The following is a 26421-nucleotide window of genomic DNA, read 5'->3' on the forward strand; positions in this document are numbered from 1 at the left end:
GTCATTGAAGCGACACGTGAACCTCGCCGCTGAACATCGCCGCCGGATCGCCCCGCTCAACTAGCGTCTTATGTAGCGTCGCGATGGTGCGATTGACGACGCCTTCGTGCAGCACGCGCTCGCCGCTGGTTACACGTAGTGGTTGGTCCAAGTTGACCATATCGTCGTTCAAGCGAATCGACAGCGATTCGACATCTTCGCTTTGCAGGTCGATCGTCGACGCATCTCGCTCGGCAATCACCAGCGTTCCCGCCACGGGACTCTCAGTGGACAGCCAGTAAAAACGCATGTGAGTAACGCCGTCCTGTTTCCATACGACTTTCGTTGGTAGCGTGTCGCGCTGTTGCTTTCGCATCCAGTCGATGGAAGATGCATCCTCGCCGTCCATCCAATGTCCCTTCTTGGGATAGATGGTCACTTGGTGTAGGTAGCCCTCGGGATCCTTTTGCTGCAGCGTGCCGAGCTTCGCTTTCCATTCGGCCGCCGTCTCGTTCCGTTTGTAGGCGGCGTCGCGTCCCCCCATGTAGATGGCAAAGCCGATGTTGCGCAGCCCCAACGGCGATGTGCCGCCCGGATGGCCGGCCATCATCGACACGGCCGCCCAACGGTCGGCCATTCTTGGTGCCAGGCGGTAGGCGCCATCGCCACCGGCCGAGTAGCCCATGAGGTACACGCGATTGGGATCCACGTCTTCAAACACAATCAGGTTCTCAATCAGGCGACCGAACATGCGGTCGATGTGTTTCTGGTGCCAGAGGTTCCATGTGTTGGTGGGCGCGCGAGGAGCAACGTAAACACCCTCGGGCGGCTCATACAGTTTCTGTTGGTTCTTCCATTGCTGGTCGTTCACACGCGCCGGCGCTCCGCCACCACCATGCATCGAGATATACAAGCTCCTGCCCCCTTCCGGCTTGTCGCCGTAGGTGGTGTAGAAGAACGGCATCTTCAAGTCGCCCTCCTCCAGTACGCGGGCCTCCATCTCCGCGGCGCGTTCCTGCTTGATTCGCTCGACATGGTCGGACCACAGCAATTCGCTTGCCTCGTCGGCCTGCTGACGAGTCAAGGCGACGTTGCTAAACGCTTGCTCAGCGATGTCGCCGCGCTCCTTACCCGGCTTTGCTAGGTACGACTTGAGCCCAGCGATCGGATCGTCTGCTGCGCCTGCTTCCGGGTCTACCGGCGCCTGAGATAGGTCGATGGTAATCAACTGCTCGTCCGCTTCGAGCGTCACTTGTTGGGTCACTTTCTGTCCATCGTGTACGGCGGTCGCTGCGAACTGCTGGCCCTTGGCGAGCACCGCCGTGAGGTGGTCGTTACCATCGAAGCGTTCGTCGCGAGTCATGCCTTCAAAGCAAACGTCGCCCTCTGCGTCGACGAGTTTCAGATCGCAGCTCACGCGCTCACCCTTCTCACCCAGCACGCGGAAACGAGCGTATCCATGCCCTGCCGGCAGTTCGGTCTTGTCCGCGACGTACCGTTCAGTTACGTTCACCGCTTTAACGTAGTCGACGCCCCGCCGCCATACACATGGAAACTGCAGTGGTGTGCGTTTGAAGCTTGTTGCATAGATGGCGTGTCTGGGGTTGTCGCGCTCCGCGCGGGCTGCGCGGGCGATGAACCAGCCTTTGTCGAGGTCCATCCCGGCGGGCTCGGCCGCGCCGGTGAAATGCCAACCTTCGTCCCATACCTCGACCCACGAGTGGTTACCGCTTTGGTCGCTCCACAACGGAGTCCCCACAAATCGCGCCGGCACTCCCACCGCTCGGCAAGCGTCGATCAGCAGCACGCTCAGTCCCGTGCAGGAGGCCAAACCGCTTTCCATCGATTCAAACGGGCTCTGATCCGCCTTGGCCCGCTTGGTCGAGTAGCGAACTTCAAAAAGCTTGAATATCTCGTTGTTAAGTATGGCCGCCGCTTCGCCAGGCTTCTTGGCGTCCTTCACTAGCGGTTGTAACTTCTCGAAGAACTTCGCTCGCCACCGATCCCGGCGTTCGTTGATGCTCGCGTAAGGCAGCACGTTGTTCAAGAACAACGGCTCACTGACCTCCTCATGCCAGGGCGCTTCGCGCCACGCTCGATAGGCAAGGGTCACGTTCTCCAATAGATACTCCGACGACAACGACTGCAGATCCCGTTCTGGCATGTTGGCGATCAAGAACTCCATGCCCGCGCGTTGGTCGTCGGCCACCTTGTCGAGCGCCTGCTGCAGTTGCCCCGCATTGTCACCCGCCAGGGCGAGCTGCTCTTCGAGCGGACTAGCAACCAGCGCTTTGGTAGTCAGCAGAAAGAGAAAGAAGCAAACACAGCGAGCGGCGGCATGGTGCATGGGGGCTGACTCCGGACTGCAATGCGAATCACATCTGAGACGGTACGCCAAGCTATCGCTTGAGTGCAGTATTCTAAACTCACCCGCACCCCAGATTCAATCTTCGTCTGGCCGCGCACTCAACTGCGTGGCGGCTTCGTGACTGCGATGAGATTGTCAAAGACCACCCACCCGCCAGTACGGCTGGCGGGCCCTGATCGTTCAAGCCGAGTTGCGAACTCGGCACCAAGTGGAGGCGGCGGGAATCGAACCATCGCCTCAGACTTCACAAAGCGTTACGCTGCAAGAGGTTATAAATTCACCTCAAACCGTGTCTGCATTATGTCTGCACGGTGGGGTCGCCAGATGTCATTTGCTGGCGGGGCGTGACGCGATACTAGAGCGAATAGTGGAGATCTGGCCGCATCTCCCACCGCACACACAGCAAGCGCTTTACTCACTCTGCGTGGAGGTTGCCAAGGATGCCATCGCAACCGGCGATTAAGTGTCCAGTTCTTAGCATTTTGTCTGAATTCATACTTTCGGAAAACCAAAGCGATGAAGTTCCATAACATCGATAACGAAGCGGGGTGGCTGGCTTATAGCGATCTGCGGAAAGCTATCCTGGGAGAGCATCTGGCCGATAACGGGGCGGGCACGCCCGCGGAACTCCGCGGTGCCCTGGGCGAGCATTTCCGGCAACTGAACGCCAAAGGCCAAGCATTGGCCGAGAAGCTCTCGCGTGAGCGGCGGGCGGAGATGGACTACGACATGGATCGTTAGGGTCCTCAGGCCCCAGTTTGCCGTGGAGCAGTGCGGTACTTGGTCCGCGGCCGCGCTTCAGGTTTGCGTTTCAGTCCACCGGGCCAGTAGGCAGGCTACCACGCTCAAGGAGCTTCCAGCAGTTCAGCAACATACGCGGAAGGTGAAATGGACCTTTCCATAGGTTCCCTTTGAGTGGGACGCTTAGCCTTCCATCTCGATGGAGATAGCCGAACCACTCCCCGTACTTTGTGTCGGGAAAATGCTGGAAAGACCAATGCCAGCGCCTGCGGCTACCGGCCGTCTCTGTCCAGCAAACTGCTGTCTATTGGGTAGATCGCGATCATCCTCGACTACTGGCAGATCGGCAACGGATGTCCAAACTTCTCTTGTAGGATCGTATCGATAAGCGTCCGAATAATATTCAAAGTTCTCGAGGTCGGGAGAACCGTCTGAAAAGAAGTGTGGGTTAGAGCCGCTGAATAGGAAGAGGTTCTCTTGGCCATTACCAAAAGCCTGTACGGCGACGATTGCCTGGTGACGGGGCGGCCCTGGCCAAGTTGGGAGCGGATTCCATGTGGCTGTGCGACCGTTGGTAAGTAGTGCCAAGTCGAGCGACCAGAAGTACTTTTCATTCAGCCGATCACTCCCTGCCGAGCGGCCTGCTGCAACCACATAGACAGTTGAGCCGATTCTAGCAGCACTCAGGTTAGCGGCGGGTTTGGGCAAGGCTGGTAATTCATCGATCACCATCTTGCCTGAGTCGGGTGCTCTGCGGAGTCTATAGACGTCGGCTACTGCGTTGCCGTCGCTCTCTCCTCCAAGGATAAGTAGGCCGTCATCGGTAGTCAGCGAGGCGTTATACGCCAAGCGTACTGGTAGTCTGCCAGTTTCAGTCCACTCGGCAGTAGGCGAGTCGAGTGCGAATATGCGATCGTGGTAGACCTTCTGGCCCCCTTCCCAGGGAGGACCGTCGGGGAAGTTGGCTCCGCCTGCCACAACCAGTGCATCATCGACAACGCCGACGCTTGGTCCACCAAATCCGAACTCATCCGGTAGGGGTGCGAGTTGCGTCCACGTCAAATCAGCGTACACAGCGCCAGGCCAAATCAGCAGCAGCAAGCAGAAGTGGAAAGGTGCTCGCCACGGAGTCATCCCATTGCCTTCTCTGAGTGTCGACCTGTGTGCAGCCGATGATCGTGAACATGTGTCAGCCGAGCAAGCTCAACTCTGTGAGTCGCTGCTCTAGTTCATCTAGCTGTTGTGTTGTCAGGTTGTTCAGAGGCGAACGTGCCGGACCACAGTCAATGCCAATCATCTTCATCACTGATTTCGCAGCGGCCGAGAAACCGTACTCGCTGAGAACCTCGACCATCTGCTTCGATTGATCTTGGAGTACGGATGCAGCCTCCACGTTTCCTGCGTCATACTCGTCGATGATCATGTTGTAGAGTGGAGCAGCGAAGTTGTAAGTGCTTCCGACCGCTGAGGCAGCGCCTCGTGCTAGACCATCGACAAGACATTCGTCGCAACCAAACATGATGTTGAACGCCTCACCATCATAGAGCACGCAATCTTCGAACTGTGCAAAGTCGGCGTTTGTATACTTTATGCCAGCAAGGTTAGCGATTTGCATCGGTCCCTGGTGCAGCAGTTCGAGCATCGAAAGATGCACGCCGGTCAATGAGGGAATGTCATAGTAATAAAAGGGCAATCGCAACGCGGAAGCGGCAATGGGGGCGAGGAATTCCAACAATTGAGGGATCGACTGTGGTTTGAAGTAGCACGGAGCCATTGCCGCGATGGCGTCGACCGGTAGCTTGGAGGCGTGTTCGGCCAGTGTCTGCGCGTCGCGTTGGCAGTTGTGACCAACATGTATGTAGAGTTGCAGGTCCGATCCAGCCGCCACTTGCGCCCAGCGTTCGGTTAAGGCGAGACGTTCTTCAACTCTCAGTGAGTGGCACTCACCGGTTGTGCCGGCGATGAATACTCCACTCACACCCCTACTTAAGAAGTACTCCGCCTGGCGCTCGACAATCGAGAGATTCAGGTCGCCACTGGAGTGCATCGGCGTATGGACAGCGGCGATAATTCCACACCGCTTGATGTGCTCGACGTACTTTTTAGTTGGAGATTCAACGGAGGGATTCGGCTCACCTCGTGTTGAAAGCGGTGAGGAAGTAGCTGTCAATCGTTGGTTCATTGCGGACTTGTTCGTGAATGAATAGGGGTGGTCTGCGCGCCTTTTGAGCGGCATCGGGCGAATAACAAACATCAGTGATCGAAAAGCAGTGCCATCGGTGGTTGGAGGTGGCGTATCGTCTTGCATTTCGTCGAGCAATGCGGTGCATTGTTGCACTCTTGCGTTCGTTGGGGTCGCGACTTGCAGTACAGCAGGCACAGACCGATCAGCAGCAGCGTGGTGCCGCGGGGTTCGGGAACTGCCGTGAGGAGCCGAAAGTCAAGCCCGCTCGACCCCGTGGCGACGAGCGCGTGGTGCAGTATGAATGCGTCTGCCAAGTTGGTAATGCCGTCGAAGTTGAGATCACCATGGGTATACATTTGCAAGTGGTTCCCATGACCGGTCGTCAACCAGCCGTCAATGAATGCTGTTACATCATCGACCTCCGCCGCCATGCTACCGTCGCCAAAAACACTGCCGTCTTGATTGACGTCGCCGACGATGCCGTTTGGAGGCCCAGCATTGAATATCAAACTAAACAGGGCGTCACTTACCAACTGATGTCCGGCGGCATTGGGATGGACGCCGTCCAGCGTAAGCGAACTAATGGTTCCTCCATCGGCCACGAAGTCACCGTATATTTGCCAGACATCAACAAGCTTGGTGCTCTCGGAAACCGCGACATCGCGGACCACGTCCGCATAGAGCGATAGCCGATCGTTGGTGACCGCACTGTAATCGACGACTTGGTTTGGGGTCATCAGTACGACATCGATACTGTTCTGCTGCATCGTCTGCACTAGCTGTGTCAGGTTGTCAGTGTAGTTTCCGCGACCGGCAAACGGGTGATCGTTGCCGTTATCCAGAATTCCGTCTCCGCCAGACTGCTCGTTGAAATCCAATGGCACTCGGGATGCCGTTCCGGCGCCTGCGTCGTGGGCGGAATCGTTGATACCAAACTGAACGACGACTGTCTGTGGCGTCTTGGCCAATACGTCCCCGTTCAGACGCGACAACGCCTGGTCGGTGCGGTTGCCTCCGATCCCTTCGTTGTCGATTGCCTCCAGACCATAAGTGGAATCGGCCAAACGATCCCTGAGCATGTCCGCATAGACGTAGAGATGGCTATCGGTCTCATTAACTGACAGGACCGTGTTATGGGGTGGGTTGGTGATGTCAGATTGATTCATTCCATAGCTCGACAACCCCGCGGGACGGCCATTGCTTGCTGCACCGACGCTGCGCGGCGCGGTGGTTGAGTCTCCGAAGGCGACAATCGTTTCGGCTCCAACAGCCGCTGTGCTTGCCGCGATGTGAGCAAGAATTAGAATGACCGATCCGAAACGCATAGAAGTATCTCATCGACTAAAGAGTGCTTACCGAAACCAAATCCCAAAAAACCTACTCCACGCGACAAGGGGTCACTTGGGAAGTGCAAAGTCCAATGCCAGGGGGGAATCCGTTGACTGCACGGCAACGATCTCTTGGCTATTCTTATTATGTTTCACCGGCACGTACTGCACGTAGTCCGCCTCAGGGTCCATCAGGTCGACCGGCCCGGTCGAGCCATTCCTGGGACGGTACCCTAATACCTCCACCCGGTACTCTCCAACTGCGAGGCCCTGCCCGGCAGCGATTTCGAATTGGCCATCGTGGATCTGACCGCCGACGGTGGAAGACTTTGTTCCTAGAGTCGGGACGAATCGGATTTCGCCTACGGTGATCGGCTTGTTTGCGTACTGAACCGATCCCGACACGGAAGTTGTGTCCCTGTCGCCTTGGTTGCAACCGGTCGTCAGCAGGACCACGCACCCGAGCATCCAGGGTAGGCTATCACGGATTTTGGTCATCTTGTGCATCCTGGTTCTTTCTCTAACGTGTCGGAGGCCCAATGACCGGTATGTTAGGGGTAAAAGTCTCCGCATTGTCGCCGCGATTGCGACTAGTCATGGCTCCCAGTGCGCCCGGTTCGATCGACTCCTGCAAGAACTGCACTGAACCATCTCCCATCAGGAAGTGGCAACCACCAGGGTGGAAGCTCGAGGGACCGTTATTGTGATAGGTCCAGGTGCCATCGCCGGGAATGGTGTTGGGTCCATTGATTCCACCAGCGGTGTCGTTCGAGTTGAGAATGGGCCAACAGTGGGAGGAATTTGTCCCCTCTCCGGCGCCTGTCACTTCGCAAACGAATAGTGTATTGCTCAATCCATCGGTGAACTGACGAAACTTGAAGGACGAGAAGTTGGCGAATGCGCCGTCCGGCTTCTCGCTGCTGTGCTTCACACTGATTCCGCCGCACTTGTGGTCGGTCGAGTCGACAATGGCATCCATGTTCGTCTTCGCAGCATCCTGGAGCCCTTCGATGAAATTGGTGAAACTGACCAACTCACGTCCCTGCGGATCGCTGGGGCACAGATAGACATCGACGAAGGTTCGAATCGCGTCGAGCTGTTGGTGAGGGTTCTTCTTGAAGTCAATCAAGTCGTGCAGGCTGGAATCTTCCATGTAGGGCAGGATTTGCGCACCCCACGCCCACCGTGCTTCTGTGATCGAACCTCCGCCAACTCCCGACACGCAGGAATTCGCAGCTTGACCATACGGCAATTCTCGGTGGGTTCCCTCATAGTTGTGCAGGGCCAGCCCCACCTGTTTGAAGTGATTCTGACACTGGGTTCGCCGCGCGGCCTCGCGAGCGGCCTGCACCGCCGGCAAGAGCAGTGCGACCAGAATTCCAATGATGGCGATCACTACCAGTAGCTCGACCAGTGTAAAAGCAGCTGCAACCGCGCGGCTCCCAGCATATCGCGAGTAATTGCCAAGAGTCCCGTTCGATGCATCACAAGTTCGGATTTGCTGTCGCACATTGATGCCTGTCGTTGGCTTGGGATTAATGAACCGGTAGCGGCTTGCCAAGACCACTACAATGAGCCCCACCATCGCGATCACAGTGGTGGGCGGTTCGGGAACACCAATGCCCTCGAGTAGGCTAAAATCGAAACCAGCCGAACCGGCCGCGAGCAAACCTTGATGCAAGATAAACGCATCGGCCAGGTTGGTGATGCCGTCGTAGTTGAGATCGCCATTCTGTCGACTGACCCAGTCGCCGATCTGCACGCCGTTTGGAGCGGTCGTAAACAACCAGCCATCAATGAACGCAGTAACGTCGTCGGTGGTTGCGGGGCCGGTTCCGTCGCCGGACACGATTCCATCGAGATTAACATCACCGTTAGGAATGGAAGCGACGCCGGCGAGCGACGCCAGTCGATCCAACTCCATACTGATCCATTCATTATCTTCGGGCAGGCTAAAGGCACCCCAGTCTTGGCCAAAGGGTCCTGCGCCGCCGTTGGTCTGGCCGGTATTGTTGCCCCAGAAGAAGAGGCCCACGTCATCCAGTACTCCTGTAAAGTGATTCGAGGAGCTTGATAGAGCGCCCTCCGCATTGAGGGCCACAGAGGCGCCGATGCTCAGGGGGCTGCTGCTGGCATCGAAAGTCTGATTGGACTGGGTTGCAATGACAGCGACACCGTTGACGTACAGTGCTCCTTGCGAGGGAGATGAGCCGTTTTTCAAATCAACGATTCCACCTAGTTGCATGACGTGAGCCCAGCCATTGCTGTCGACCGTCCCTGCGACATCGACACCCGAGTCTCCGCCGCCGTCGAACTGCAATCCCCAATTGCCGGAATTCGTGATGTAGACTCCGTTCTCTGGTGTATCAATGACGAGATCCTGACGCTGGCCTGCAGTAAGCACCGTCTGGTTTGGTTTTGCCCAAAACTGGATGCCGTGCGAGTAAATGCCTTCGTAATTGTGAGGAAAACCAGACGGAAAGAACGTGGCATTGTCCCACATTTGCGTAGGAGCATTCATGCTGAATGGGGTGTAAAGCAGGTCGTCTGTTCCGTCGAACACAATCCCCAGATCTTCCGTTGCTGCGCCAGGCCGCCCTCCGCTCCCACCCACTTTTGTGTGCAACAGAAACCCACTCGGAATCAGATCCTGCAAGTCGCCAGCGCCGGGCGTGCCTGCACTGTCGAAGGTGGTGCCGAATCCGTTGCCGGCGCCTACCGTGCTACCGTCGCTGGCCCCCTCGCCGTCGTCGCCCAAGCGATACTCCCGGTCGAGAGTTGTGGCAGCGTGGGCCGTTGATAGCAAGAACATCGCGAAAGCCGTTATCGCGATGCGTTGCCAGCATAGGTTCCTACGGCGGCTGACAAGCATGGTGCCGCCCAAAGCCAGAGCGATGACTGCGGCTATCCCGCTACTCGGCTCCGGCACCGTGGCAGCAGAAACACTGCCACTTCCACTGCCCGCGGTGCCGAAGTTGGACTTCCAAAGCGAATAATCGCCCTCGTCCACGGTGCCATTGTTGTTTCCGTTGCCTAGCAGGACGGATTCGTCTCCACCCAGGTTGTTTCGCCATACCGTGTAGTCGGCGATGTTGACTATCTCATCTCCGTTAAAATCGCCAAGCAGCCCGGCGCTGGTCACGTAGTGGACTTCTCCTTGGTGAAGAACTCCGTCCGCATCGGTGTAGCTGAACGCCAAGTCGCCATCTACACCAACCCCAAAGATGGACGTATCGAACGACTGCCCAAGACTGATCGGCGCATCCTGGTCACCGAGTGAACTCATGCCGGTCAGGAACGCTTCCGAAAGGTAGCTGTCGCTTGATGTTTCGAATTGCTCCCAACCGATTCCATCATCGGGTACTCCATTGCCGTCCAGGTCGATGCTTTGCAGGCTGGTCCAGTTGCTATACTCGAGGGCGCCAGCGGCACTCGTGATCGAGTAGGCGTTAAAGGTAACGTTGCCGGTCGCTGGCGTGCCGTCGTTGACGATGGAGACCAAACCCGTTGATTTATTGACCAGTAGCTTCAACTCCGGTTCGGCGAAGGCGGTGTAAGCGCCAGTTGTGTCGATACGGAGGTATTCAGTGAGCACCGTCCCCGAAAGAATTGAGCTGCTTCCGTCGCCGAAGATCAATCGCTGACCGCCACTGGGATTGCCTGCTGGCAGGCCAGCAGCGTCGGTCAGTTGGGTGCCGTCCCGCCAGACGTGAAACACATCGTCCGCGGCGTCGAACGCAACTCGGTAGTTGTGGAAGTCGTCGGTGTTGTCGCTGGTATCCCCGTCAATGTTCGAGCCGTTGTTGCTAATCGAGAGGATCATTCCCTGGCTGGCAGCGTTTTCCATCCACATATAGGTGCTATGGTCGCCTGGGGTGGCTGGAGCTTCCATCTTGATTCTTGCTTCCCAGGTGTAGGAAGTATCCGCTCCAATCTCGTCGATCCACACGCTTGGGCTCGAGTCCTGCTTGACCCATACTCCCCCCCCGGCGGCCGACGTGTTGTATTCAAGCTGGTCGTCACCATTCACGAAGAAATCGGTTCCGTTGCCTACGGCACCGCCAAGCAACCCAGTGCCGTTCCACCCGTCGACGCCGCCAACAATGTCGGCCGGCGTATAGAGATGATTGAAACTGCTGGAAGGAAGGAATCCGTCCAGTGCCGCGCGTGCATCTCCTGCTTGGAGCACACCGAGCAGGCAGGTCGTCATCAAAGCGAGGAACACCTTGATACTTGTTCTTCCCAGACCGTGATATCGGAATGCAACCGCGAGCATGCCAGTCACCAAAGCGATGGCGAGGGAGTTCGGCTCGGGAACACGGCTTACCATGGCTTGAAACGCACCGGCCCCGTTGACAGAGTTGTACGCTGCGGCAAACAGGACGAAGTCAATCAAGTCGCTATCGAGATCGCCGTCCAAGTCGCCCCGCTGGTAGGCTTGAGCAATGGACAATCCCGAGAGATCTGCATTCTGGTTTGCGCGAAAATCAAGCCAATCGATGATGTCCAAGCTACCATCAGGCCCATCATTTATTGTAGCGCCAGCAATATCGCCACTGATGATCTCAGGGCCGGTAAACTCGACGTCGATATCCATGAGCGTTCCATCCCCCAATAGCAGCTGAACGGTCAGATCCGCCGTTCCAAAGGGGTTGGCGACCCAGGGTGTTCCCAATTCTATGGATTGTCCACTGGCGACTGTGCCGCCATCACCGAGGACTAACTCGGCTTCGCTTAGATCCGTCATGACGTCGCTGTCGGATAGAACATGCCAACGGTCATCCATGTCGACCGTACCATCCCCCGTACCACCGTTGGCTGGAGTAGCGTCAAAGTTGCCGGAAATGGTAGTCCAACCGGATTGGTCGAGAGCACCGTTCGAAGAAAGGATGGAATAGCCGAGTATTTGAAGAGAGTCGGCGCTGATGTTCTCGATAGAGATTGCCCCCGTAGCTCGATCAATCTCGAGGATTGGTTCCGTCGGGGGAGGGCCCTGCAACGTGATCGACAAGTTGTCCACCATGTGCACGCGATTGGCGAGAGCACCGATGATGGGTGCCGGAGGCTCGCCAAGCGAACTCTGATTCCAGAGAAAACTACTGAGCCCGGCAAACTCAGCCGGGAAACTGTGTAGCTCCTTGTCGTACGCGGAGGTCTGAAAGCTGAAGGTCGAACTCACGAAGCTATTGTCAGGTTTTAGACCGTAAAACGTGACCGTGCTACCAATATTACCCGTGGCGTGAGCCGGCAGAAAATCGATGACATCGATGCTATTGACAGCAAACACGTTTCCGTTGTCCGCAGTGAGTTCAAGGAAGGTTCCTGACGAGCCTGAGGCGATGACCGGATCGTCGGCGAAGTTGGCGCTTGCGTTGCCCCAGTTGCCGAGACCGAGGCCAGTCGCGTCGGCTACCGTGAGTGTCAGCCCATCGGAACTGTAAGAATACTGGCTTGGCTCGCCATGCGTGTTGTTCACCGTGTCGAAGCCATCGGTCTCGTGCAGTGTATCATTGAAGTCGAGCACTACCGTCTGACCCTCGACGGTCACGGCCATCCCGGTGAACAGCACCGCTGCCGCGATTCTCTTAATGACTGACATTTCGACTAATCCAATCATGGGATAAGTAATAGGGGTGTTTTGATGCACATCCAGGTAACAATGCGTTATCAGGCCACTGCAAGGCATGACAGCGCTACAGATTCCAGCCCCCTGCCGCTTTCGCAGCTCAACGACCAGACGGTTTGATATCGTCAAGGTGCTTGAGCAAGTAGTCGAGTGACGCGTCCCCATGCTTGCGCATCCAGAACAGCGCTGCCTCGAGGTCTTCGTTCATAATCGCCCTGGTAATCGACGCATGGTGCCGATAAGTCTGAGCTGCTTCTGAGAATGCCAGATACGGTGCCTTCGTGCGCATGGCCCGCGCGTTGAGGTCGAGATCGTCAACCATTTTGCTGAGCCAGGCGTTGTCCGCCACTTCCACCAAGACAGCATGAAATCGCGAATCGAGTTCCAGCCAGCGCTTAAGCTGCTCGCCGGTGAGCCTGCGGTCGGGGAGTTCCCGCATTTCGAGGATCAATTCACGCCACTGACGGCAGATGTTTTCGAGCGATCTCAGCTCATGAGGTGGCTTGCCGACTACTTCCTCCACCACGAAGCAATCGAGCTTGCTTCGCAACCGCAGCAGATCGATCATGTCCTTGCGATCGATTTCGCGGACATAAGCGCCGGCATTGGGGATGTGCTCCACCAATCCTTCGCTCGCCAGCCTGTGGATCGCCTCACGAACCGTAACCGTACTGACGCCGAGTTCCTTCCCGAGCGTACGATTGACGAGGCGATGGCCAGGGGGGAACTCCCCGCCGCAGACCTTGTCACGCAGCTTCGCATAGGCAAACTCCATCCGTGTTTGGCTCATGGGTTATCCACTTCAGCTAGAGGTAGAAACTGGTTAATCGGCTCGCAGCTAGCCGAACGTGCTGATCCCAACACGTGTCACTCCGTATTGTACTGCGAATCGTGCGAACGAGGCTCCCGACTACCAAGGCATCGATGCCCTCGCAGTCGGGCGCCCGTGAAAAATGGAACCTGCTAACGACAACGCCTACTCCAGACGAAACCGATCACGGCCAGTCCTGCCAATGCGAGCGAAGCAGGCTCGGGTACCGCGGTTGCCATCAAGTCGACGCCAATCTGCGATATTGCAACATTCCCAGAGTGCGCCGTGCTTTGCCCGTCGCCTACGTACAACCGATCACCAGTGTTGCCGCCTGGTGTCACGTCGGTGGCGATGATCGAACCGTTGTAGGCAATATCAAACAGGCTATCGCTCTCGTCGAAGAAGAAGCTGTAGGTATTGAAGCCAGTCGTGTTGTCGACCGATGTCTGGATCGCGTCACCGTTGTTCGACAGCCCCGTCGCACTGATGGCGAAAATTCCGCCCGCGGAGCCGTTGCCCATCCAGATTTGCAGTCCGTCCAGGCCGTTCTGCGGGGCGTCCACGTTGGCACTGACGGTGACCAAATAGCTACCCTCTCCGCCAAAGATGGGCGCCAGTTTCTGCATGCGTCCGCCAGGATTGTCTGGCGTCGAATACTCCAACACGCCTGCATTGTCAGAAAACGAATCACCGGTTGCGGCATTGTCAAACAGCAAGCCCCACCCATCCACATTACCCAGGATGTCGGTCGCGTCATACGTCACGAGGGCGGCGTTTGCAGTTGCTCCAATGGAGACAGCAAGCACCAACGTGAAGGCCGACAGCGCGCTTTTCATTAGCATCTCATTCTCCTCGGTGAAAATCAGGTAACGACTCAAAGTAACGGCGGCCAAGGGCCGGCCACGCGGCAACGGGCCAATCCCGATACCCTCGACTCCCGGCGCTGCCTCGTCCGCCGAAGAGGGACACGGAAAAAACCAGCCAACGCAACCGAATAAATCAGTTGCTTCCAATGGTTGCTCATGTTATAAACATGATAAATCATCACATCCCTGTCAATCCTTTCTTCGTGAAATTGCGGAATATTCTCCTAGCCGTTGCACTGGAGACCGCTGACAGCACCCTCGCATCTCGATGCCACCAAGCCCCCGCGCACCGCTGCACCGAAAGTGACTTCCCATGAAATCGCCACGAATTCTGTTGTTCGTTGTCTGCCTTATTGCTTCCGGCATTGGATTCGCCTCCCATGCGGAGCCCTTGAGAATCGTCGCGTTCGGAGACTCCACGACTGCACGCCGGAATACGGTGGAACAGGTGTATGCGGAGCGACTTCCTTCGCTACTTGCCGCAGCCGGCATGAAAGCGACCATCGTGAACGCTGGAGTTGGTGGCAGCCACACCGGTAGATTGAGCGACAACGCCCGCCATCGGCGGCAGCACGCGCTAGACCGCTTGGATCGCGCCGTCCGCAAACAACAGCCCAACGTTGTGATCGTCCAGTTTGGTATCAACGACTCGTGGGTCGATGCGGGTGAGCCGAATGCAGCCTCACGGATTCCTGCGGAGGACTACCGTCGCAACTTGATGCAGATCGTTACGCAGCTTAAGGAAGATGGAAGCCGGGTTATTTTGATGACACCCAATCCGCTCGGTAACAGGTTCGAACAGTGGAGACACACACGACTGGCTCAATACGCGGAGGCAGCTCGAGAGGTAGCGCTTAGCGAGAATGTGGAGCTAGTCGATGTGTGGAAAGGCTATGAGTCCTATGCCAAGCAGCCCGGCCAGCAGGTCGACGACTTGCTGCTAGATGGCATGCATCCGAACGATGCAGCACATGCGATGGTTGCTGAACTGCTGACGAATCAGCTTACAGGTACAACCACACCTACCGAGGACGCTGTCCATGCCGGCCCGGTCACCAACAACGCAGTGGCGGCTCCGCTTGACCGTCATTGGAGCCTCCCGCTGATCGATTTGAGTGACGACACCAAGCGGCAGGTAGTAGTCGACCGGGAGAAAGGGCAATACCTGGGCCACGTAACAACGGTGTTGCTCGATGACGGCAAGACAATGTTCGCTGTCTACCCAAAAGGGCATGGGCGGGGGCAGATCGTCATGAAACGCAGCGACGACGGAGGACTCACCTGGTCGGAGCGGTTACCCACGCCAAAGACCTGGGCAACTTCCAGAGAGGTGCCGACCATTCATCGAGTTGTCGACGAGACGGGAAAGAAGCGATTGATCCTATGGTCAGGCCTGTATCCAGTCAGGCTGGCGGTAAGTGAAGATGACGGCGCAACATGGTCGGAACTGACTTCGGCGGGCGATTGGGGCGGGATTGTCGTCATGGGATTCGTGAAGCCACTAAAGAGCAAGGGGCACTACCTTGCCATGTTCCATGATGATGGGCGGTTCTTCAAAGGAGGGGACGGTTCGTTCTGGGGCTCACCAGCAGGCAAACGCTCACCCCAGATGCGACTGTTCAAGACGTTCAGTGCAGACGGCGGCTTGACATGGTCCTTCCCGGAGGAGGTCTTCAGCAGCAGCAGCGTCCACCTTTGTGAGCCGGGCTGCATCCGTTCACCGAACGGCAAACAACTGGCCGTGCTGCTGCGAGAGAATCGCCGAAACAAGAACTCGCATATCATCTTCTCCAATGACGAAGGGAAAACGTGGACCGAACCTCGCCAGCTACCACGAGCATTGACCGGCGATCGACACGTCTGCCGCTACGCGCCCGATGGACGGCTTGTCGTCACGTTTCGCGACCGTACGCCTGTCAATGCGTTGAGCAAAGCGGAGGATTCAAATCAGCAAAGTGAAATAAGTCGCACTGAAGGGGATTGGGTCGCTTGGGTCGGAGAATACGACGACTTGGTGAAAGGAACCGAGGGGCAGTATCGCTTGCGTCTGATGGACAACAAGAAGGGCGGCGACACCGCTTACCCCGGACTAGAGCTGCTGCCCGACGGCACCTTCGTGGCGACCACGTACGGCCACTGGCAAGCGGACACGGCGCCATACATTGTCAGTGTTCGATTCAAGCTCAGAGAAATAGACGAGTTGTCAAAAGAAGCGAGCGAATAGTCGGAAAGCGGGCGATTTGAAGTAGCAGATACAGCATGGAGATCAGATACAGTACGGAGATGGCGTGGAGGGTGAGCCTGTCTGCACATTGTCTGCACTTGGCGCGGCCCAAAGCGATTTCTATCTGCCAATCACTGTCATGAAGTGCCGGCAACTGGCATTGAGCTGAGGGCGGCGGGTTTGAAACCCGCCGCCCTCATTAACGCAAGTCGTTTTGCATTAACGATTTAGGAGCCCAAAAAGTGGAGGCGGCGGGAATCGAATGCGAATGCTGAAATTCGCAACGGGAAACCAGCCAACGACTTAGGCGAACCACCCGAAACGCCGTCCACATCTGGGCCACGTACTGACGTCTCTGAGCGTCACTCGCTGGCATTGGACGGCAATTCCGAGTTCTCGCCCACGCTCGATTATATCGCTCAGCGTTGGCCGCAACTACCTCCTCACGTTCGCGAAGCAGTCATCACTTTGATGGACTGTGCTGCTTCTTCGGATGCTTCCGAGGGAGGTGCGCCATGAGTAGGTCAGCCCCAGCGGAATATTATCCTCAAGTGACTGAAGACCTCGCCGAACTAGTTGAGCAGGGCCTTCAATTCTCGACCGTCTACTGTGACCCGCCTTGGCCGTATGAGAATACGGCCGCTCGCGGTGCGGCAATCAATCACTACGGAGCGATGCCAATGGAGAAACTCCTGTCGCTCCCTGTCCCTTCACTGGTGAGGCCTAACGCTCACCTTCATCTCTGGACCACCAGCTCTTTCCTCCGTGAAGCGTTCGACCTCATCAAAGCGTGGGGCTTTGAATACAAGTCTGGACTTGTTTGGATCAAAGACCAAATCGGCACTGGCAACTACTGGAGGATGTCTCACGAGTACATGCTTCTCGGCGTCAAGGGCAACCTCTGTTTCCAGGAACGCCAGCACCCAAGTTGGCTTTGCACTGCACGACGTAAGCATAGCCGGAAGCCGGGGGTCTTCCGTCATCTAGTTGAGAAAGTCAGTCCGGGGCCCTACCTTGAGCTGTTCGGGCGTGAGCAGATCCCCGACGGTCAATGGACCGTATTCGGTGACCAAGTTCAGCCGAGCTATTGGTGACTCTCAGATACTCACTGAGCATCCCGGCTGCCAAGATGATGAATCCGCCGACCTACATTCGTTTCTAGCATCTATTCTCATGTCCCATTTCCGAGAGGAGTTTTCATGGCGAATTGCATTACCCACTAGGTCAGGCCCTCCTGCCTCTCTCCAGCGTCGTATCATCCCAAGCACCGGGTGAGGATGATACGTCCCCTGGACCGGCAAGGCCGCCTTGCTGACACAACCACTGGGTGATTCACACGGTTTCGCCATTTAACTCCCTCGGAGCACTGCAATCATGAACGAGAAAAAGCTTGCACTATTGGTCGACGGTGAAAACATCGCTCCCGAATTCGCTGAGGAAATTCTCCACAAAGCGGGCACGCTTGGCATCGTTTCCGTGCGTATCGTCTACGGAGAATTTCGAAGAACGACCACGCCGCCGTGGCAGTCGCCAGTGGTCAAAGCCCTTGGCTTCGACCTCTGTCGCGTAAAAAGGGCGTTCAGGTGCTCGAACTCGACCGACGAAGCAATCTGCCGTGCTGCCAAGCGTTTGGTGAGGAGAGGTACGGCTGAGGCGGTCTGCATCGTGAGCGCCGATGGCGACTTCGCTGCTCTGGCAGAAGAACTCATTGCGGAAGGCAATCCTTGCTTCGGAATAGGCCCAAACGATGCTTCCAAGAAGCTGAAGTCTTCCTGCTCTGAGTTCCTCTGCCTCGGCGACAGCTCGCCTGTTAGCGGTCCGATTCGGAAGCAGCAAATACGGGTGCTTCGCGTCGCCGTGACTGCTCATGCGAATAAGAACGGCTGGGCGAAGATTCAAGCAGTCGAGGACTACCTGCAAATCCACTCAACGCTCTACCGACAGCAACGTTGGGGATTCGCGAGCATCTCCGAAGTCTTCATGGCGACGAATCAATTCGAGCTTCAAGACTTTCCCGACAATCAGTATCGCGTGAGGCATATCGCCTGACGCCAATCATGCATTCCGCTTATCCATTCTACTGAAAGGACTCCATCATGTTAGAACGTCTAAACTCCGCTATCTCTACGCTACAGCAAGAAGAGACGACCCTGCTCGAGCGCAAATCCGAGCTAGACCAACGAGCCTCGGAGCTTGATGACGCTCTCAAACGCGTTCGCGGGGCACTCACTGCCCTCGGAGTTTCAAGCACTGGAAAGCTTAACGGCAAGAGGGGGACGACAAAGCCTTCGCCAGTTAAGACCGTCGTCAGGGAGGCCGTGGTTGCTGTTTTGCAAACTAGTGCCCTTCAAGCTAACGAGCTTCGAGCAGAAGTCGAACGTCGCCTCAGAGAACGAGGCTACTCCCGCATGGGCTTGTCGCTTCGTCTTAAAGAAGTCCTGAGCGCGGACGAGTTCGAGGAGACACCTGCTGGCTACCAGTTGGCTGCGTTACATACCACGCCAAGAACAGAAGCTGTGCCAGTCTTTCCCGAGCGAGTCGCTGAATCTGCATAACGCCCTTGCCTAAGATGTTCATTCCACAGCTCTTGGCAGACCATTTGTTCTTCTTTCGTTTTCAAAGCCATTGCCCCTGAGTTACTCGCCACTCCTGTCGACCGGTCAGGTCGCATGCCAGCAGGGCCTGTCACTTGACCTGAGTAGATCCGGTTTCTCGCCAGTCTCGGAGATCACAACGGGAAAGTCCTCCGACGAAAGTGTTAGTTGTTCACCAGCACTTGGTGAGTAAACAAACTAACCCTTTCTCAAACGGAGGAACAAACAATGGCAAAGAAAAGCGCTCACGAAATCCGAATTGGTCGCATCAAGGCAGTGATTTGGGAGAATGAAACTTCGGCAGGTACTCGCCACAACGTCCAGATTCAGCGGATCTATCGACCAGAAGGGTCGGAAGAGTGGCAAACCTCTGACAGTTTCGGACGCGATGATTTGCTCATCGTAGCCAAGGTAGCCGATCAGGCGCATTCCTGGATCTACGAACAACGCCAGCCTTCTTAAACGAAGCGAGAGCCGGGCGGCCTTCGGGCCGCTCCGGCATCTTTTTATTCTACTTCCGATACTGTTAGATGAAATCGCAGCTTAGGAGTGTGCATCAAGACTTTCCTTCGAGGACAGCACCTTTAAGAATTTTTCCCCAAGAAGTATTCTCGCTACTCGATCAACTTTGCCAGTAGTAGATCTTATTATTTATTACTACTCCGGTGGCTTGGCTGTGTATCAGATTCCCAAGACGGTTGTTTCCGATTTCGCACCCATCAATAATAACGAAGCCGATTCGCGAATGTCTCCAGACCTAGACGAAACGGACTTGCCACCTATTGGGTGTGTTAAAAACAGTAGAACAACAGAGGCGTGAACGGATCGGCTGGATGGGACTATCTCTTGAAAATACGATGTCTGATCGAACTAATAATGCTGAGTTCACTTGGAGACTGCTCAACCGGTAGTATTTTCGAAGCAGATAGCTTCCGGAAGAGACGTCGGTTCTCTTTGGACAGAAGTTCATTTATAGAGTTCTGATCAGAAGTACTTACTACGTTCAGCCAATCTTGTTGTAGGAAGTCTGGACTTAACCTCACGTAGATATCGAACTGCGTCCATAAAGGCCGATTAAACGTCAGAAATCTTTTTGAGCCGTGAACTGTTGCATTGTAGCGCACTGTATCAGTGGCGGCAGTTACCGGTACTATCGCCGGATGGTCTGAAGATAGTATCTGCTTCTGTGGGATGATGATGTAATCCGACCAGCCGAGCGAAGCGAATACTCTATGGAAGTCACTCAAAAGCATCCTGTTTCGATGGCCAGACCAGTCCGTCCAGTCTAGCTTTAGCTCCAGAGACTCTAAATAGTCTCTGTCTTCGAAACTCGGATGACGAATAAACAAGAAGTCCTTGGCGACTTTACCTGCGGCTTCAAGAATGGCAACCGCGGCTTCTTCCGTGCGCAGATGTTCAAGAAAATCCATCATCGTGCAGAAATCGACGAGATCGTCGTCGAAGTCCGTCTTCGTCACATCTGCGAAGATTGCCGGATAGCCATTATCTATAGCTCCCGCAATCTTGCTAGGACTGATGTCGAAGCCGATTCCTTTCCCTCTCTTGAACTGATTTTCGCAGTGGGCGATTGACTCGCCCGTACCGCAACCTAGATCGATGAACGAGTACTCTCCTGACTTAAGTGACTTGAGGAGCTGCTGATGGTTGGGATGTTGTCGCTCATCGGTATAAGCTATATCTACACTCACTGTTCCTCCAGGATGTCAACGTCTCTGACAATATCGTCATAAAGCTCGATTATCAGGTCTTGGAAAGAAATTCAAACAACTATTCCAAGGAGGAAATGGCATTCGCCACCCCCAGGGTGCGAGTGCAATTTAGGTGCACATGCAGTTTCTCGACCTTGGGTATAAAAATGCTGAATCTGACTAATGCGCGTCTACATGGGCAATCGGGTATAACGCACAAGAGGAGTAGATAACTACTGAATTCGGTTTAGTCATTGTGCCAAAGCGAAGGATAGCATAGGCAGCTATATCTTATCGCCTTGGCTGAAAAGTCACGGACAACGACAGAGGAGGGAATAATGCTTACACAAGGGCATCTGAAAATCTTGGGCTAACTTACTTTCGCAATTTACTCCCCCAAACTTCTAGGGAACGAGTCCCGTAATCTACTGCTAGGTTATGCTGGTTGAACGGCCCACGCGCTTCAATAATGCGTCCAGACTGATCGACCTCGATTGTTGCGTGGCACCCATCGTAATTGCAGTGAAATAGGTAGCATGAACCTGCAATAGCTTTGTTTGCAAGCTGTGCAACACAGTGCTTCATGCGATTGCCCTCCTGATAAACATCACCAGCGGTTCGGAGGAAGGTAAGGTGAGAAGATTTCGGGAGGTCAATCGAGGGGAGGGTCGTCGCCGTGTCAAAATACTCCTCATGTTGGCTATGGAGCTCGACGAGTCGATCGCGAGCACCCGCTCGATGCCAAGCGATTGACTTACGGGTGAGCCCTCCTATGCGCCCGTAGTGAGGTTCTGGGTAGGCCATTAAGTATCGAGCCATCGCACCAATATTCTCGGCTCTGCGGGACGAAAGTTCGCAGCCCAACGCCATAGCAACCGATTGCATCGCTTGCGTCAGTTCTGCCCGCTTAGCATGCTTAAACACGCGAAGGTTTGGCGACTGCGGCGCTTCTACAAGCTCTGCATGGAGTGGGCGGAGGTCGTGGAGATAACAGGCGGCTTCTAGCAATGCAATTAGTTCGACCCGATCCACAACGGGACGCTCCAATTCCACTTCCGCCAAATGGGGCAGCAAATAAAGGGGAACACGCCCTGGCAACTGTACGAGTGTTCTGCTCAAACTGCGATACGATCGGCCTGACGGTGAAAGTACTGCTCGCCAGTTCTGAGCATGCTGCAACACAAGACCTTGGAGGTCGGCCCGACACCTATTGGTCACATCAATTACACCTTGTTTCCAAAGGGCTCGTGGTGCGATCGCAAGCACGGTAGCGGCAGCGGGATAAGTCAGCAAATCCTTCTCTAAATAGGGATGCTGATAAAGCCTGGTGTCCTTAAACAAGCTGCTGACCTCCATCGCCGTATGGAAAGCCGTTTTCTGTATGGCCAGGACGGTATGGCTCGCCTTGCGGAGAAGTCGCTTTGTTTGCTCGGCCACCGGGCCACGGAGCAACTTGGAAAGTTCTAGAACTGATTTCGAATCGGGACGGACTTCCGGCCCGAAGGCAGCCCAAGCAATGTTCCAGGCGACATCGCGAACACACACAAGGCTCGGCCCTAAATAGGGGAACCAATACTCCGGGGCCATCGCGTCGAAGCACCGATTACATTCGCCGCGGCAATCTGTAGTTTCTCCAGCTGCATCCGCACAGTTGCACCTTGGCTGGCAGTCGCAATCCGCCAAGCAGCCAAACCCGCAATGTGAAAAAAGTCGCCGCTGCCGGTATTCGTCGATTACTCGTCGAACGCTAAAGCCGGTTTCTTGCAACGCAACTTCAACCACAGGCAGCCCCCTTGCTTCAATCCGAAAGCTACCTGGGCGTGTCCGAAAACTCAGGTCGGTGAGGGAAACGGTGGAATCCATCATGGCTTGATCGTGGATACAGCGAATGTGTCATGTCATTTTTGATCGAATAATCCATTTGTAAAGTGCTTGGTGTCTTCTCGGACAGCCAATGGTACTTTGGGTACTCTTCTAATACCCATAGAACTGTCCGCCGCGCAGCGGGTACGCGTTTGGCATTGCTCCGCTTCACCGAAACTTCGGAAGTGATACAATGCTGGGAGTGGCTGCTCTCAACCGCGATACGGGTAATTCCAAGAAGATGAAAGAACTGTCGTATCTGATTCAAGTCTGGCTTAATTCCGCTGTCAAACCGGTCAATTCCTGTGAACTCTTACAAGCAGAGAATCGATAGTCGTATCCTAGGCCGCATGGCTCATGCCGACGTTTTCGAACTCGCAGAGACTTCTGTTGAACTTGTGGTTTTCTTTGGCGGTTCAGGGGTTGATGAGGAAGAGTACATCGAACGTAGCAAGACGCTTATACCCGTCTTTGACTCGGTGTTGATTAGCCTCGGTGAGAGTCCGATCACTTTTATGCATGTTAGTGCCCCGTATGACGTGCCATATAATCGCTTTGCAAGCGAGCCTGAAGCGTTGGCAGACTGGAATGCGCACGTCCTGACCGAGCTGTTAGATATTTGGAACGAAATACCGTTCTATGTGTGTTCTTTCTCGGGAGGAGCAGCGCTCGCGTTGAACGGCATTCACGAAGATCCACGATGCTTGGGGGCCGCCGCCTTCGGAGCTGACGCAATTCCAGCGAACTTCGAGTGTCCCGAGCACTGGGTGCAGCCGCTTCAACTTTACTGTGGTCCGCAAGACGCTGTATGCAACCATTTAGCCAATCAGGAACTCTATGCTAGGCTTGTGATGCGAGAACAGGCGTCGATTATACCTTTGCGGCATGGTGGCCATCGACTTGGAGACTACGCAACGGCGGAGTCCCTAGGCGATTTTCTACGCTCAACTTCTGCTTGTTGAGCCGCCCTATTTAGTGATACATAAAGGACGTTATGTATCACGAAACCTAGTCTTCAAGTGGACTCAGACGACGCTAAATCCAACCAACTGGCGACGGTATCTTTAGCCGTTAATCTTCCCGCGCCTCGATTGATCGAGACCGCTGGCCCGCGAGCAAAGAAGCGCTTCTTCGAGTTCTTCACCGCAACGATTCGGAACCAGAACACCAGACAAGCGTATGCACGCGCCCTCTCGGACTTCTTCGCTTGGTGTGACGATCACGACTTCGACCTGCTGGCAATTGAGCCAATCGTCGTTGCCGCTTACATCGAGTATCTAGGCACCATCTATTCGAGCCCAACCGTTAAGCAGCATCTGGCTGCGATTCGAATGTGCTTTGACTGGCTCGTTGTCGGTCAAATTCTGCCGACAAATCCAGCATCCGCCGTTCGCGGCCCGAAGCACGTTGTGAAACGCGGCAAGACGCCCGTCCTCAGTGCCGAAGAAGCACGGCAGCTGCTTGACTCGATTGATTGTTCAACGACTCTCGGTCTTCGAGACCGTGCCCTTATCGCTCTGATGATTTTCAGTTTTGCCCGTGTGTCTGCCGTCCTGCGAATGAATATCGAAGACTACTATCACCTCGGAAAACGCGGCTACATCAGACTTCACGAGAAAGGTGGCAAGTTCCATGAAGTGCCAGCCCATCACAAGGCCGAGGAATTTCTTGATGCCTATATCGCCGCCGCTGGTAACGAAGCTGATGCGACGGGTCCCCTCTTCCGTACGGCGGCTGGGCGATCCGGCGAAATTACCAGCAATCGGATGAGTCGCCAGGATGCCGCCAGAATGGTCAAACGGCGTGCGCGACAGGCTGGACTGAGCGAGCGGATTAGCTGCCATACCTTTCGGGCGACTGGGATTACCGCTTATTTGGAGAACGGTGGAACTATTGAGAATGCTCAGGCCATCGCTGCCCACGAATCGCCGCGAACCACAAAACTGTACGACCGCACCAGTGATGAACTCACGCTTGATGAGATCGAACGTATCCTAATCTGAGGAAAGCTGGATACCCTACCGCGGTAAACACACTTTGCACTCTTGGACTCCCGTGATTGACCGCTCCTAGTTCATTCCCAACGCCTTGAACGCTGCTGCCTTGGGGTCTCCGTAGAAGACTGGATCAACATGCTCCATGATATCCCCGCTTACTTCCAAGAACTGACGCTTATTCTCGATAGGCACAAGCGCTCGTTTGACGCCGTTGTCTCTCGCAAGCTGCAGGGGCTCGGTAAGCGAACGCACTTCCTTGATGTTTCCTTGAATGCTCATATCGCCGAGAATTAGTGTTGCCGCCGTTATAGGCGAATGCCGTAGCGCCGAGAATGCCGCTACGAAAAAGGCCACCCCTACTTCGGCCTCTACACCATTGTTGAGAAGGTCGATGGATTCGACATGGAAATCCGAGCCGTCTATCTCTCGTCCCATACCAAATTCTACTTTTTTCGATAGCAAATAGCTAAAAGCGCGGCTCATTGATTCTTTCGTCGTACCTCGCACACCACCAGCTACTTTTAGCTTGCCTGTCCCAGAAGTAATCGTGACTTCGAGCCGGTACAGTCCGACAGTTCCATCAGCTCCAATAGCCCCTGTGTATACCGAACCTGGTGCCAGTGGGTCGGCAGCAACCAAATCCTTGCCTCCTTGCTCGGGCACGCCGACGAACTTTTCTTCGCCAAGTTCTCGGTCGCTGTAGCTAAATGATGTTTGGTAGTACTCGAATGAGCCCATCTTCTTGAGTTGCTCTTTTACTCGACGACGCCCCTCAATGGCGAACTCGACTAATTCAGCCAGTTCCTCCTTCGAGATTTCGCCGTGCGGATAGATAATCTTCATTAACCCTGAAACGGTCTTTCGCACGGCCTTTTGATCGCGTGTATTCAGATGGCTGCCGAGATTGAAATGCTTATCAAGTGTCTCAGTGAAATTGTGCTTCCTTAGCGCACGTAATGCTTCAGCAAAATAATCAACCACAAAACCGTAGTGACCTGTAAATAGATCCGGTCGCATTTTGGGAACTTCCCAGCCGGGCAGATAAAAATGCAGTCGATCAATAAATGCCATGTCATCCCGAATTACATCCGGCATCGGTGCAAACAGGTGTCCTTGTTGGACCATTACGTCAATCGGCTGGTTTGTGTTGCCGAACATCGCGATACTCGCATCGCCAGTGTCAGATTCTTTTCCACGCTGAAAAGTGCCGGATTCGCAGTACGTTTTCATCGTCGTGATGACTTCTTTTGGCATCTTTTGCAGATCAGCGACTTCATCGAATGCAACAACATCCCATATGGTCACCATGCCCTTCTGCTTGCCGGACATGTGCCCGAACATGTTGGCTACGGTAGTGGGGCCTGTCAGTAGTGCTCCATACGGTGAAAGCTCCTGTACGGCGTAGCTCTTACCAGTTCCCCGAGGTCCAAGCTCAACTAGATTGAAATTACGTTCAGTAAGCGGGATCAGTCGAACCATAAACAGCATCTTTAGACGCTTGTCCATGACGTTGGGCTCATAGCCCATAGTGCGAATTACTACATCGATCCACTCGTCGGAGGTAAATCCAGCTCGGCCCCGTTGATACTCTTCCACATCGAATGAAGCGATTTGAATTGGCTGGAGCTTGTTGATCCAAAACGGATTCTTTCCACGAGATTCCTCGTCGTACTCAAATTTCATTTCGACTTGAGCCCACACTCCGCCCGTCAACAGACGGTCGTATTCTCTGACGTATTTCGGAGAGACGTGGACATATTTGTGATTGAAGTTGACAAGCTCTGCCCAGTACTCAGAATCAGCAAGTCGCACTTTCACTTTGTCAATGAACGTATGAGATGAGCCTTGGAGCTGCTCCACTTTGGACTGGGCCTTCATGAACTCGTCGGGCCGAATGTAATTCTCCGCAAGTGTTTCGTTTACGACTTTGAGGCCCATCTGAATGGCCATTTCGTCGGACGAAGCGCAGTATTTTCCCAGCAAGAACTCCAGTACAAACACTGGAACATTTGCCCCAACTTTGACTTTACGGACCAAGTCCTTGCGGACGACTTTACCGTCAAAGGCTTGGGTTAGCTTTTGATCAAGCGAGTCTTGGCTGATCGGCGTTTGTTCTTCAGTCATAGGTCT

Annotated in this window: 19 protein-coding genes; 8 read left to right on the forward strand and 11 right to left on the reverse strand. The window is 55.0% G+C overall.

All coding sequences use genetic code 11. The features are described from left to right. Position 1: 1 nt before the first annotated feature. Complete coding sequence (locus tag ACQK2L_RS02680; protein WP_425395389.1) at positions 2–2326, reverse strand: transglutaminase domain-containing protein; 2325 nt, start codon at positions 2324–2326, stop codon at positions 2–4. A 537-nt stretch (positions 2327–2863) separates the two neighbouring features. Here ACQK2L_RS02680 and ACQK2L_RS02685 point away from each other — a divergent pair. Continuing rightward, the gene (locus tag ACQK2L_RS02685; RefSeq protein ID WP_425395390.1) at positions 2864–3088 is read left to right on the forward strand and encodes a hypothetical protein; all 225 of its coding nucleotides are present in this window, start codon (positions 2864–2866) and stop codon (positions 3086–3088) included. A 183-nt stretch (positions 3089–3271) separates the two neighbouring features. Here ACQK2L_RS02685 and ACQK2L_RS02690 read toward each other — a convergent pair whose 3' ends face one another. From ACQK2L_RS02690 to ACQK2L_RS02720, 7 genes are all read right to left on the reverse strand, one after another. After that, positions 3272–3820, reverse strand: a complete 549-nt coding sequence (locus ACQK2L_RS02690) for a hypothetical protein (RefSeq protein WP_425395391.1) — start codon at positions 3818–3820, stop codon at positions 3272–3274. 457 nt (positions 3821–4277) lie between these two features. Continuing rightward, positions 4278–5396 carry a dihydrodipicolinate synthase family protein gene (locus ACQK2L_RS02695; RefSeq protein WP_425395392.1) on the reverse strand — a complete coding sequence of 373 codons (1119 nt, stop codon included), beginning with the start codon at positions 5394–5396 and terminating at the stop codon, positions 4278–4280. Next, positions 5342–6598 (reverse strand): SGNH/GDSL hydrolase family protein, encoded by a 1257-nt coding sequence (locus ACQK2L_RS02700; RefSeq protein WP_425395393.1) that lies wholly within the window; start codon positions 6596–6598, stop codon positions 5342–5344. The genes ACQK2L_RS02695 and ACQK2L_RS02700 overlap by 55 nt, the downstream gene beginning before the upstream one ends. Positions 6599–6670: 72 nt before the next feature. Next, complete coding sequence (locus ACQK2L_RS02705; protein ID WP_425395394.1) at positions 6671–7099, reverse strand: hypothetical protein; 429 nt, start codon at positions 7097–7099, stop codon at positions 6671–6673. A 22-nt stretch (positions 7100–7121) separates the two neighbouring features. Next, complete coding sequence (locus ACQK2L_RS02710) at positions 7122–12200, reverse strand: DUF1559 domain-containing protein (protein WP_425395395.1); 5079 nt, start codon at positions 12198–12200, stop codon at positions 7122–7124. Between the two features lie 127 nt (positions 12201–12327). Then, positions 12328–13017, reverse strand: coding sequence for a GntR family transcriptional regulator (locus ACQK2L_RS02715; protein WP_425395396.1), 690 nt, complete (start codon positions 13015–13017; stop codon positions 12328–12330). Positions 13018–13190: 173 nt separating this feature from the next. Beyond that, positions 13191–13880, reverse strand: a complete 690-nt coding sequence (locus ACQK2L_RS02720; protein ID WP_425395397.1) for a PEP-CTERM sorting domain-containing protein — start codon at positions 13878–13880, stop codon at positions 13191–13193. A 337-nt stretch (positions 13881–14217) separates the two neighbouring features. Between ACQK2L_RS02720 and ACQK2L_RS02725 the strand changes: the two genes are divergently transcribed. From ACQK2L_RS02725 to ACQK2L_RS02745, 5 genes are all read left to right on the forward strand, one after another. Next, positions 14218–16128 (forward strand): GDSL-type esterase/lipase family protein, encoded by a 1911-nt coding sequence (locus ACQK2L_RS02725; protein ID WP_425395398.1) that lies wholly within the window; start codon positions 14218–14220, stop codon positions 16126–16128. Between the two features lie 515 nt (positions 16129–16643). Further along, positions 16644–17222 carry an MT-A70 family methyltransferase gene (locus tag ACQK2L_RS02730; protein WP_425395399.1) on the forward strand — a complete coding sequence of 193 codons (579 nt, stop codon included), beginning with the start codon at positions 16644–16646 and terminating at the stop codon, positions 17220–17222. A 280-nt stretch (positions 17223–17502) separates the two neighbouring features. Beyond that, a complete protein-coding gene (locus ACQK2L_RS02735; protein WP_425395400.1) occupies positions 17503–18177 on the forward strand; it encodes an NYN domain-containing protein in 675 nt (224 codons plus the stop codon). A 47-nt stretch (positions 18178–18224) separates the two neighbouring features. Then, complete coding sequence (locus tag ACQK2L_RS02740) at positions 18225–18683, forward strand: hypothetical protein (protein ID WP_425395401.1); 459 nt, start codon at positions 18225–18227, stop codon at positions 18681–18683. A gap of 267 nt (positions 18684–18950) precedes the next feature. After that, on the forward strand, positions 18951–19184 hold the full coding sequence (locus ACQK2L_RS02745; RefSeq protein ID WP_425395402.1) for a hypothetical protein: 234 nt from the start codon (positions 18951–18953) through the stop codon (positions 19182–19184). Positions 19185–19561: 377 nt separating this feature from the next. Here the strand turns inward: ACQK2L_RS02745 and ACQK2L_RS02750 are convergent, their stop codons facing one another. Next, positions 19562–20431 carry a class I SAM-dependent methyltransferase gene (locus tag ACQK2L_RS02750; protein ID WP_425395403.1) on the reverse strand — a complete coding sequence of 290 codons (870 nt, stop codon included), beginning with the start codon at positions 20429–20431 and terminating at the stop codon, positions 19562–19564. A 375-nt stretch (positions 20432–20806) separates the two neighbouring features. Beyond that, positions 20807–22297, reverse strand: coding sequence for a PcfJ domain-containing protein (locus tag ACQK2L_RS02755; protein WP_425395404.1), 1491 nt, complete (start codon positions 22295–22297; stop codon positions 20807–20809). Between the two features lie 347 nt (positions 22298–22644). On the opposite strand from ACQK2L_RS02755, the gene ACQK2L_RS02760 reads away from it, so the two are divergent. Together ACQK2L_RS02760 and ACQK2L_RS02765 are read left to right on the forward strand one after the other, a co-directional pair. Continuing rightward, complete coding sequence (locus ACQK2L_RS02760) at positions 22645–23256, forward strand: hypothetical protein (protein ID WP_425395405.1); 612 nt, start codon at positions 22645–22647, stop codon at positions 23254–23256. 57 nt (positions 23257–23313) lie between these two features. Continuing rightward, positions 23314–24297 (forward strand): tyrosine-type recombinase/integrase, encoded by a 984-nt coding sequence (locus tag ACQK2L_RS02765; RefSeq protein WP_425395406.1) that lies wholly within the window; start codon positions 23314–23316, stop codon positions 24295–24297. Between the two features lie 66 nt (positions 24298–24363). Here the strand turns inward: ACQK2L_RS02765 and brxL are convergent, their stop codons facing one another. Next, positions 24364–26415, reverse strand: coding sequence for a protease Lon-related BREX system protein BrxL (brxL, locus tag ACQK2L_RS02770; protein ID WP_425395407.1), 2052 nt, complete (start codon positions 26413–26415; stop codon positions 24364–24366). Positions 26416–26421 lie beyond the last annotated feature (6 nt).

The organism is Aeoliella sp., assembly GCF_965227375.1.
Taxonomy (GTDB): Bacteria; Planctomycetota; Planctomycetia; order Pirellulales; family Lacipirellulaceae; genus Aeoliella.